Source organism: Candidatus Symbiopectobacterium sp. 'North America' (assembly GCF_015762685.1).
Lineage (GTDB): Bacteria > Pseudomonadota > Gammaproteobacteria > Enterobacterales > Enterobacteriaceae > Symbiopectobacterium.
Genome location: NZ_PEHF01000004.1, coordinates 38,214 through 49,398, shown reverse-complemented (window position 1 = coordinate 49,398; position 11,185 = coordinate 38,214). Strand labels below are relative to the sequence as shown.

Below are 11,185 nucleotides of genomic sequence, written 5' to 3'. Positions count from 1 at the left end.
CGGCTGATGGCTGAAAACCCGGAAATCTCAAAAAGTGCGTGGAACTAAAACCTGTGTGCTTACACTGTTGCGATAGTCTGTAGTGAACTGCCTTCTGGCGACTGCCTGTCTCATTGTGCCGAGTGTGGCGAATTGATCCCTGATGTCAGGCGATAAGCTTTACTAGGGGTTCATTTTTATTTCTTGTCGACGAGTAATTAATAATAGGCGTCGTCTTTTTTCCGGTGATAACCGCAGAGGCTACTAAATATAGTCAACTTCTATAAATATACTAATTTGTTATATTCTCTACAATTGAGTATAAGTATTAATATAATGAGTTTCATTTTGATCTCTCTGAAATAATAATGAGTATATATAATCGTAAAGTGATATAGTTTACGGTTTTTTTTACGTATTATTGGATTCGTTAATTCCTGTAGTGTACATACAATGAAGTTTATTATCATTTGATGGCGGATCATAAGGAATATATTATAAGTGTGGCATGTGATGATCAGATATTCATAATCATTTAATAAAGAGATATTACCAATATTCCTTTGGAATATATGGTTTTTTCTTGATGGGTGTTGTTTTTTTACATTGGCTTGGATAAGTAATTATAATACATCATTATATATGCTGTTGAATAGTTATTTAATACATTCATGTTGGTTCTATGTCGTATTTACATGGCGCCTTTTTAAATAAATACTTCTGAGGTTATAAATGCCGATAACGTCTGATTTTGAATATCAATATCATGATACTTTCTTGTACGATGATACTTTAAATCATACTCAGCAAAAAGATAATTTTTCTTTAATCAATGAGATAATAACCATCAATAATGAGCAAGGTTTGAATGAGTGCAATAAGCATCTTGTCACGAAAGAATATGATAATAAAATATTACTCAGCATGCCTCATTTAATAAGAAATAATAATGACGATAAAACAAAGAAAGTATCAAAACATAGAATGCTTAAAAGAATATTGGGACTCATTGTTTCAGTGACTAGTATTATATCTTTATGGAAAATAGGGGAAAGCAGTTATCATAAAGATAATCAACTCTGTTTATCAATTGATAAAGGCCTTGATTTATTGAATGACTCCCCAATTAGAGATATAGGAAATGCTAGTGATATACTGCTATTGAAACTATATAAAAATGATAGATCATTTTATAATATACCATGTGATGATGTGACCTTATCACAACATGAATATTTAAAAAAGATTGTAGTCATTGAAAATTTATCATTGCATCATATCAATGATTTATATCAATTCGTATTATTTATAGACCATAAAAGAATAACAAGATCAATACCCTCCTCATATGAACATCAGGTTAATGCATCAGAGATAATTAGTAATATTATAAACAACAATGATATTGATTGGAGGATCAGAGAAGAATTTAAGGGGGGGGTTGTCATAAAGCTAAAGATTTTCTTGAAATAAAAAATATAAGTGAAGGAGTAGAAAAAGACGTAAAGCTGATTTTAGCCTGTGTTGGTTTAATGTTACAATACCTTTATGAAAATAAAATTAATAGTTTAAGTCAGGTCTCTTTTATTTATGGCGTTGCTTTTATCGAATCATTACTTTCCATTTTGGATGAGATGAAGGCGTTGGATTTAGGCATAATAGATATAAACCAACTGTTAATGATAAGAGATATTTATTCCAATAAAAAAGTGAACCATATAATAACCCTCTATATCTTCATGAAAATGGCATTAATGGTAAATTATTAGAAGAAGATAACATTTATTTTTACTCTGTAGTAAGAAACTCTGTACTTGAAACAAGGAATGTGACTACTGCTACCCCTGAGTCTGAAAAAGATGATGTTAAAGTAGTAAATCTGACCTTGTGCCAGAAGGAAAGAGATTATTTAACATTGGTCGATGTATTAAGAACGATATCTGAAACGATTAAATCACCGTTGCTTAGCCTCATCAAAGAAACCCGGATTCTTTATGAATATAGTATAGAAGATAGCGGATTTCCTGCTCCTATTTCTCCTGAAATGCAAGGTCTTATAGAAATGGTGACTGGGTGTTTAGATGATCTTATGTCATGGATTCTCCATTATAACCGAGGGCGTTTAGTTTCATTGATTGCCGCATCTGTTATCAGCATGATAGCCGATTCTATTGAAAATAAAGAATTATCTTTGGATTCTGTCAGCGAAATCAATGGATATATCTTAAACTTAACAAAAGATATTGTCTCATCCCTGTCAACAAAGCAAATTAAAGACATGGACTCAGCGAATGCGGGTGAAGAAATTATGACGATGATTAAAGATTTAAAATACCAAAATAATAAATTAACGATTTATACTGAAAACCCAAGAAAAATTGTTTTTATTGATGATGGATACAATAATTTTGTTGATGAATAAAGTCAAAAAACGTTGTGTTATGATTCAAAAAATTATTGGTATATTAGTCGTGATGAAAGTTATACATTTGAGTGGCAAAATGCTTTAGAAAAAATCATGGATATAAATTGAGTGGGCCAAATGTGGTTATTATTAAGAATAATTCTCTGGAATTATATGCGGATGGTACTTTTATTAAACGCAATAATATAATGAAAGTGCTTGTTGAAGGCAAGCTTTATGATGTGTTTGAAATACATGTGAGAGATAATATGTATCGTTATGTTGCATATCATGATAATGCTTATACACCATTGATTAATATAGGTGGTGCGTGGTTTTTTTAAAGTAAAAAAACATCGCATGTAAGTTATGAACTTGTTGATTTTATTAATGTTGATGAGAAGGTTAAATCAAAATTAATCAGTAAAAACATCATTCATGATGATGTTACACCTATACGCCTTTCAAATAAAGTTCAGCTTGATAAAAATGGAAATCAATACATAAAAATTAATGATGATTATTATTCTTTGAAGAGAGGTATTTATTTATCAAGCTATATTGAGGGTGAGTGTGATATTCTTCCTGTAGAGTTGAATAGTGATAAATATCGGTGTGGTTATGATATATTTGATGATATGTATCATTTTTACAAAAAAAAGTTGGTGTATTTAATAGTATTAATGAAGATGAAAAATCTTACCTCGATAGTTCTGTTGTAAAAAAGATGATTGAAAGTAATTTGCTTGAAGAGGATGCGGATTTTTATTAATGAGGATGAATTAAAGAGTAAGCATGTTGTGAAGGCTTCTGAAATTTATGGTGCTACATTTATTGATGAAATTGATTTCATTGTTTTTGATAATAATCTTATAAAGATAATTAGTAATAATGATGATACTTTTTTATTAGGCGACAAAAGCACATTAAGAGCGTATAAAAACATTAAAAGCAATGTTTATTATTATATGCCTAATGAAAATAATGATGACTATCGATCACAAACCTTTAAAATACGGAGTTATAATTGTATAGCAAAACGACAGTTATTTTCGTTATGTTCTGCAAGCTTTTATGAGTCAAAGGATATGACTACACTTCTTAGACGAAACGCTGAACACGGTATTAATTTCGATGATCTTAGCGAGCATCTTGAGCCTTATAAGGATACTAACGGTTTTTATAAAGATAAATATTCCGCTGAAGGGATTTATTACTTGTCGCAGGACGGTGGTTTTTTTCATGCCAGGGAAGAAAAAAATAATGATAATATGATTTCTGTTTTTTTAAAAATTTATGGAAAAAATGAAGATAACAGCATAAATAATAATATATTAGTTACGGAGGTGAGCATTGTTAAAGATTTTGATACCAAAAAATCAATTGTTACCACTCCATTAGAAGCAATGGATATGATATTTAATTTTGATGCTGAGAAAAATAAAGCTCTTTTGCGATGGAGTGAAAGTCAGGTATTACGTGAACCTATAAATGCTAATTTTAAAGTTTTAGAAGACATTCAAAAAAAGGTGAATGGAAATAATAATTTGTGATTGGTGGAGTTACTTTTTTCTCTTAATGAAAAAAAAGTGATCACTTCAATAAAACACAGCGATCATTATATTGAAATGCATAAGGATGATTATCTTTTTAAAAGTAAGGTTTCGCTTGAAGAAAATTCACAACATTCTTATATTATGGACGTTTTTAAAGGTGCATTTAAAAGAACCAAGGGGAATATCGGTATTGTTTATAATTTAATTAAAGAAGAGAATGCTTTGATTTATGATTATTTTTCATCTAAATTGAGAATCTCTTGCTATGGTGCGCGTAATTTATTTATTAAAAGATTATTGAGTAAGTTGAAGCGAATGGAAGCCGTTTTTGATGCGAGTGATAAATCTAATATAATTTTAGTAATGAAGGAAAAAGTATTTCTTTAGATGAAAAATACTCAAGCGAAAAAGACAGTATCGTTGGATTTTCATACATTCATGACCCGCTAGATAGAATATATATTAAAACGGATTCTCTCTCATTGAACAGTCGCAGTACAATGACTGCATGAGAAAAGAACAGAGAGCTTCAAAAAAATAACAAGCTTATCTAACATTATGTGTCATGAGTCTGTTCACGCACTTGGCACTCCAGAGGACTATTTTTATCATAACTCAATTGATGATGGGAAGTATGACATGATAGAGAATACCCTCATAAGAACCGAGATAGCGCTCCGACGAGGTTGGGGAGTCAATGACGCATTTATTAATATGTGTACTCTCTATTTTATGAGCAATCCTGTCTATCAGAATTTTGAACTAAACTCATTGCTTAAACCAGAGGCTCTTAGTCTTTTATTTCAATACGATGATTATCTGCTTGCACTCATATTAGTTAACAACCCAGATACCATCACGGTGATTATCAATGACCTTGTAACGTTGTATTGATTTACTTCTTATTGACACATTTCCTGGTACGAGCATGGCGCCTAGAAACTCTGTCTTGGCAAGGTTTACCCTTACCCTTACCCTTTTTCACATTGCATGCGTGCCCACCTGTGTTCGTTATTTAGTGATTAATAGCATGGAGTCTCTCTTATTAGGGCTATTATTATCTGGATAACTGATCGGAATCGATGTCTCAAAACGAATGAGTCTCATCGCTGTGTTCGCGATGTTTAGCCTCTTTTTGGTGTAATGAACAGAAAATTTGCACCACGACCGCTGTTTACCGTTCTTTTAAGCATTTTCACCTTTTTTAATTTTATCAAGAATGTTAGTTAAAAATTTGATTTTTATATAAAATTAAATTACCCACTAATTTATTATAGTTTTGGCGCGTCTCTTGTTTAGTGTTTGGCACAGGAGTTTCTTTGTGTGTGTTTTCATAAAACAGATGTGCCAGGCATGTTTCATCTCACACTCCGAAACGTACGTACCACACAGACTGAGGTCAGGATGAATAACGCGCTAACAGCACCAAAAGAACACACCAACTTACTGGCTGAGCTTCACACTGCCATCCGCCTTATCTATGGCGCGTTGTCTCCGGCAGAGAAGAAGCTGGTCGATGTCATTCTGGATCATAAACATCAATTGGCAAGCTATAGCGCAACGGAATTATCACGACTGGCGGGCGTCTCTAAATCGACGGCGGCTCGGGTGTTTCGTCGCCTTGGTTTTCAGGATTTCAATCAGTTTCGCGTGAAATGTCGCGGTATTGAGCCAATGGGCTATTCCCCGCTCACCAATTTGGCACAGCGTACGGCTCACCCAACCACGGTGCGTGAACGACTCGATAGGCATATTGAACGTGAACGCGAAAACCTGGTTGGCATGCAACGCGACAGCATGCCCGAAGAGCTGGAAAAAGCGGTACAACTGATGCGTGATGCACGGCGTGTTTGGGTGTTAGGGTTCCGCAATAGCTATGCCCCCGCGTTTTATGCCCAGTCGCTGTTCTCGCATGTGTTGAGTGATGTGCAACTAGTAAATGATCCGGCAGCGAAATTTGCTGACGTGCTGGCAGACATTCGCGAGACAGATGTGCTGTTCGTGGTGGATTTCCCCCCGCCAGATCCAACTGCTGTTACACCTGGTGCGTGTGGCGAAAAACTATGGCACCCGCATTGTGGTACTCAGTAATACCCCTGTGTCTGATGTCTGCGCGCTGGCCTATGTGGCTATCCCATGCGCCGCAAAACACAGCGATATTTTCGATTCCTACACCGCCGCCATCAGCATGGTCAATTTTATTGGCAATGAGTTGGCGACCTGCTGTTCCGAGAAGGCAAGCCAACGCATGCAACGCATGGAAGATATTCATCAGCAGATTGGCGACCTGTATCAACGTGCTCCGCTCTCATCGGCGGACGACAAAAACTAGAGTTAATTCGGGTACACACTGACTTTCACTATATTGAGGACATTCGTGATGTTGACATCCAGATTCGCAACACTGCACAAATTGGGTTGTACGGCGCTACTGTCTTTATCTGTTCTGGCGTCATCCGCCTATGCGGCAGATCCTGTCAAAGTAAAATTCTTTCTCGACTGGCGCTTTGAAGGGCCCTCCGCTTCGTTTTTAATGGCCAAGGCTAAAGGCTATTTCGCTCAGGAAGGGCTGGACGTACAGATCGACTCCGGCAACGGCTCAGCAGGTGCTGTGACCCGCGTGGCGACCGGTGCCTATGATATGGCCTTTGCCGATTTCAACGCATTGATTGAAAAAGAATCCCAGCATCCAGACACTGGCATTAAAGGCGTTTATATGCTGTATAACGCTACGCCTGCCGCGGTATTTTTGCTGAAAAGCGCCAGGGTAAAAATGCCAGCAGACTTGAAAGGGAAAACCATTGCGACTCCGGTCTTCGACGCAGCACGCAAAGCCTGGCCGGCCTTCGCGAAGAAAGTGAGGTTGAGCAAAGATGCCGTTACCTGGCAATCGGCTGACCCCACCGTTACCGCCAACCTGTTGGTGCGTAAAAACTTCGATGCCATTTCCGGCTTCTATTTTACCAACCTGCTGAATCTTGAAGCGCGCGGTGCCAAAGCGGATGACCTGACGATCTTCCCGTATGCGCAATATGGTGTCGATCTCTATGGCAACACCATCATCGCCAGCAAAGAGATGCTGGAAAAACACCACGATACCATCAAAGCCTTTTTGCGTGCCTTTAATAAGGCGGTGCAGGAAACCCTCGCCGATCCCGTCAGCGCCACCAAGTTTGTGAAGGAACCGGATTCACTGATCGATTTGCCGCTGGAAACCCGCCGCCTGCAACTGGCGTTTGATCAGTTGGTGGTAACGCCAGAAACCAAGAAAAACGGTCTGGGCAGTGTGGATCCCCAGCGCTTGAGTAACTCCATCAGCGATGTGGTGGCCGCGTTCGATTTGAAAGAGACGCCGAAAACGGATGCGTTGTTTACCAGTGCGCTGTTACCGGCATCCGCCGATCGTACCGTGCGGTAATTTCTGTCAGGCAGCATGATTTCAGGTGGTGATCAATGAGTTTCGTTAAGTTCGAGAATGTTAGTCTGGCGTACAGCAACAGCAAACAGCTGGCCATAAAGGACATTAATTTCAGTATCAATGAAAATGAGCTCGTGGCGCTGGTAGGACCTTCCGGCTATGGTAAATCGACATTCATGAAGTTGACCTCGGGTCTGCTCTCGCCGAGTGAGGGCTACGTTTTCGTCAATAAACGCGAAGTGGTGGGGCCGCAGAAATGCGTCGGCATGGCGTTTCAGGCCTCTAACTTACTGCCTTGGCGTACCACGCTACAAAACGTCATGCTGCCGATGGAGATCGTGGAGCCTTAGCGCTCTACGCGGCGTAAAAAAGGGCACGAGTATGAAGAGCAGGCGCGAGCCTTGCTAAAGCGCGTTGGCCTGGAAGGGTATGAAGATAAATTCCCGTGGGAATTGTCCGGTGGCATGCAGCAACGCGCCTCGATTTGTCGCGCGCTGATCCACAAACCGCGCTTGCTGATGCTGGATGAACCGTTCGGCGCACTGGATGCGTTCACTCGTGAAGAGCTGTGGTGCATGTTGCGCGATCTGTGGCAGGAAGCGCCGTTTACGGTGGTGTTGGTAACGCACGATCTGCGTGAAGCCTTGTTTCTGGCGGATACCGTCTACGTGATAAGTGCCAGACCAGGAAGGATTATCGCGCGCCGGGAGATAGAACTTCCTCGTCCGCGAGATCTTCAGGTGACCTACACCGATGCGTTTTCTCGCTATGTATTTGAACTGCGCGAGCACATCTCTTCACAACATCATGCCTAACGGAGGCCCGTCGTGATATCTCGCCATGTGTTAATCAAGATAGCCCCCTGGGCACTGGTCCTGCTTGGGCGTTCTCTGGCAGGTGATTGTGGTGGGGCTGGATGTGCCGACCTAGCTGTTTCCGTCATTGAGCGATGTGTTCCGTTCGTTGGTCGCGGACTGGCGGCCCATCGCCGCGCACTCGCTACAAACGCTCTACACCACGCTGGCGGGTTTTGTGTTGGCGGTCCTGGTCGGCCTGGTGCAGGGGGTTGCAGTCGGTGCTTCCTCGCTGGTTTACAAAGCGGTCTATCCGCTGCTGGTCGGGTTCAACTCGATTCCCAAAGTGGCTTTTGTGCAGGTACTGGTGGTGTGGTTTGGCATCGGCACCATTCCGGCCATTGCCACCGCTTTTCTCATCTCTTTTTTCCCGGTCGTAGTCAACGTCGCGACCGGGCTCGCGACGGTAGAGCCTGAAATGGAGGATGTGCTGCGTTCACTGGGGGCATCCCGTTTCGACATTTTGAAAAAGGTGGGGTTGCCCCGATCGCTGCCTTACTTCTTTGCCTCGTTAAAAGTGGCAATCACGCTGGCGTTTGTCGGATCGGTGATTTCGGAAACCGTGGCCTCCAATCTGGGTATTGGCTATCTGATGATGTCGGCCAGCTCCGACATGAATATGGCGTTGGTGTTTGCGGGGTTGATCGTTATCGGCGCAATAGAGGTGGTGATGTATGAAATCTTCGCCTTCATTGAAAAGCGGATGACGCACTGGGCGCATCGTTGATGCCGCTCGGCAGCACTATAAAAAAGGTTATGTCATGACAAGTGAGTTACGCATTAACGGCGAACGCCTGATGGCGTCGCTGTATGAACTGGGCGCGATAGGCGCATTGCCGCAGGGCGGTGTGTGTCGATTGGCGCTCAGTGATGAAGACCGAGAGGGGCGCGATTGGGCAGTGGCGCGCATGCAGGCGTTAGGACTCAACGTTACGGTGGATGCCATCGGTAATACCGTGGGTGTCTACCACGGATTAACCAATATGCCGCCAGTGATGATGGGATCGCATATCGATACCTTGGCAACCGGCGGGCTGTATGACGGTAACTACTGCGTGCTCTCCGGGCTGGAAGTGATTGCCACATTGAAAGATGCCGGTATGCGGCTGCGTCGTCCCGTTGCGGTAGCGTTTTTCACCAATGAAGAAGGTTCACGTTTTCAACCCGACATGATGGGCAGCCTGGTGTTTCAGGGCGGGCTGGCGCTGGAGACCGCGCTGGCAACCCGCGGTATCGATGGCGTGACCGTAGGTGATGCGCTGCGACAAATCGGTTATGACGGCCCTGCATCGGTGGGGCATAACCGGGTGGACAGCTATTTCGAACTGCATATCGAGCAAGGCCCAGTGCTGGACGAAGAAGGGCTGGCGATTGGGGTGGTGGAAGGCGTGCAGGGGATTTCCTGGACCGAATTCCACTTGCAGGGCGTGTCGAACCATGCGGGCACCACGCCGATGCGTTTACGTCACGATGCTGGTTACGTCACCGCACGGATCGGCGTCTTTGCCCGCCAACTGGCGCAAGAGTTGGGTGGCGACCAGGTTGCCACCGTCGGGCATCTGGTGTTCACGCCGAATTTGGTCAATGTGATCCCCGATACCGTGACTTTGACCGTGGATTTACGCAATACCGATGCAGAGGCATTGCGTCTGGCCGAACAGGCGGCGTACGAAGAAGGGATAACCGTGTCACGCAACATGCTGGCGCGTTTTGAGCCGACGCCCTTTGCGCTGGAGGTGGTCGAACTGGTTGCCGCGCAGGCGCGTCTGCGTGGCTTACCGTCGCGCCGCATGCCTAGCGGTGCCGGGCATGATGCGCAAATCATGGCCGCCATGTGTCCGGCCGGAATGATCTTCGTGCCCAGCGTGGCGGGGTTAAGCCACAACATTAACGAATTTACGGCACCACAGGATTTGATCGCGGGCGTGAACGTTCTGCTGGGTGCCGTCGTACAGCGCGCCGATCGCGCCTGATACCCGATGCGTTTACAGGAGAAAAATCACATGGCGCGTTATGTCAATGTCGCTATCGGCCAGTTAGGGCCGGTCAATAAAGAAGATTCCCGTGCTGCCGTGGTGGCACGCTTGATGAACCTGATACGCGAGGCGCAGCAACTGGGTGCGGACCTGATCGTGTATCCCGAGTTGGCGCTCACCACGTTTTTTCCACGTTGGTATATCGAAGATGAGTCCCAACTGGATAGCTGGCGTAAGGCGGCGATGCCGGGTGCCGAGACGCAGCCGCTGTTCGATTTGGCGCGTGAATTGCAAGTGGGCTTTTGTCTGGGATACGCCGAACTGAGCATAGAACAGGGGGAAAAACGGCGGTTTAACACCTCAATATTGGTGGATAAAAACGGCGTTATCGTCGGCAAATACCACAAAGTGCACTTGCCGGGGCACCGGGAGCACGAACCATGGCGTGCGTTTCAGCATCTGGAGAAGCGCTATTTTACGCCGGGAACGGAATTCTCTGTGTTTAACGCTTTTGGCGGCCGGGTCGGCATGGCGATTTGTAATGACCGTCGCTGGTGTGAAACCTATCGCGTGATGGGGCTGCAAGGTGTGGAAATGGTGCTGATCGGCTACAACACGCCGGTGCACAATGCGCCCGCGCCAGAGCATGACGATCTGTCACTGTTTCATAACCAACTCTCTATGCAGGCTGGCGCTTATCAGAATGGCACCTGGGTGGTGGGTGTGGCGAAAGCGGGAACGGAAGAGGGCGTCGAACACATTGGCGGGAGCTGCATCATTGCGCCATCGGGTGAAGTGGTCGCCAGCTGTGTGACCAAAGGCGATGAAGTGGCGATAGCCCATTGCGATCTCGATTTCTGCCAGATCTACAAACGTGCAACGTTCAACTTTGATGTGCATCGCCAGCCCAACGCCTACGGTCCGATTACTGCGTTCAAGGGCGAGGCATTGCTGGCTGATGGCAGTCCGCGTCACCAATGAGGTTAATCATGGCAGCA

At 43.6% G+C, this 11,185-nt stretch carries 11 protein-coding genes and 1 pseudogene; all 12 read left to right on the top strand.

What is annotated here, in order from left to right:
- Positions 1–756 precede the first annotated feature (756 nt).
- The 12 genes and pseudogenes from CS369_RS01550 (at position 757) to CS369_RS01490 (ending at position 11,168) form a co-directional block, all read left to right on the top strand.
- Complete coding sequence (locus tag CS369_RS01550; RefSeq protein WP_210769472.1) at positions 757–1,452, top strand: hypothetical protein; 696 nt, start codon at positions 757–759, stop codon at positions 1,450–1,452.
- A gap of 355 nt (positions 1,453–1,807) precedes the next feature.
- Positions 1,808–2,401: a hypothetical protein gene (locus CS369_RS01545; RefSeq protein ID WP_196905732.1), complete on the top strand. Its 594-nt coding sequence runs from the start codon at positions 1,808–1,810 to the stop codon at positions 2,399–2,401.
- Between the two features lie 71 nt (positions 2,402–2,472).
- Positions 2,473–2,727: a hypothetical protein gene (locus CS369_RS01540; protein WP_196905731.1), complete on the top strand. Its 255-nt coding sequence runs from the start codon at positions 2,473–2,475 to the stop codon at positions 2,725–2,727.
- Between the two features lie 456 nt (positions 2,728–3,183).
- Positions 3,184–3,936, top strand: coding sequence for a hypothetical protein (locus CS369_RS01535; RefSeq protein ID WP_196905730.1), 753 nt, complete (start codon positions 3,184–3,186; stop codon positions 3,934–3,936).
- Complete coding sequence (locus CS369_RS01530) at positions 3,937–4,326, top strand: hypothetical protein (protein WP_196905729.1); 390 nt, start codon at positions 3,937–3,939, stop codon at positions 4,324–4,326.
- Between the two features lie 1,017 nt (positions 4,327–5,343).
- Positions 5,344–6,030 (top strand): MurR/RpiR family transcriptional regulator, encoded by a 687-nt coding sequence (locus CS369_RS01525; RefSeq protein ID WP_196905728.1) that lies wholly within the window; start codon positions 5,344–5,346, stop codon positions 6,028–6,030.
- Positions 5,990–6,271 carry a hypothetical protein gene (locus CS369_RS01520; protein ID WP_196905727.1) on the top strand — a complete coding sequence of 94 codons (282 nt, stop codon included), beginning with the start codon at positions 5,990–5,992 and terminating at the stop codon, positions 6,269–6,271. The genes CS369_RS01525 and CS369_RS01520 overlap by 41 nt, the downstream gene beginning before the upstream one ends.
- 48 nt (positions 6,272–6,319) lie before the next feature.
- The gene (locus CS369_RS01515) at positions 6,320–7,357 is read left to right on the top strand and encodes an ABC transporter substrate-binding protein (RefSeq protein WP_196905726.1); all 1,038 of its coding nucleotides are present in this window, start codon (positions 6,320–6,322) and stop codon (positions 7,355–7,357) included.
- Between the two features lie 35 nt (positions 7,358–7,392).
- Positions 7,393–8,172: pseudogene (locus CS369_RS22820) on the top strand (ABC transporter ATP-binding protein).
- A 136-nt stretch (positions 8,173–8,308) separates the two neighbouring features.
- Entirely contained in the window at positions 8,309–8,938 is a 630-nt protein-coding gene (locus CS369_RS01500; protein WP_244664703.1) for an ABC transporter permease, read from the top strand.
- A gap of 34 nt (positions 8,939–8,972) precedes the next feature.
- Positions 8,973–10,184 (top strand): Zn-dependent hydrolase, encoded by a 1,212-nt coding sequence (locus CS369_RS01495; protein WP_196905722.1) that lies wholly within the window; start codon positions 8,973–8,975, stop codon positions 10,182–10,184.
- 30 nt (positions 10,185–10,214) lie between these two features.
- Complete coding sequence (locus tag CS369_RS01490) at positions 10,215–11,168, top strand: N-carbamoyl-D-amino-acid hydrolase (RefSeq protein ID WP_196905721.1); 954 nt, start codon at positions 10,215–10,217, stop codon at positions 11,166–11,168.
- Positions 11,169–11,185: the final 17 nt, after the last annotated feature.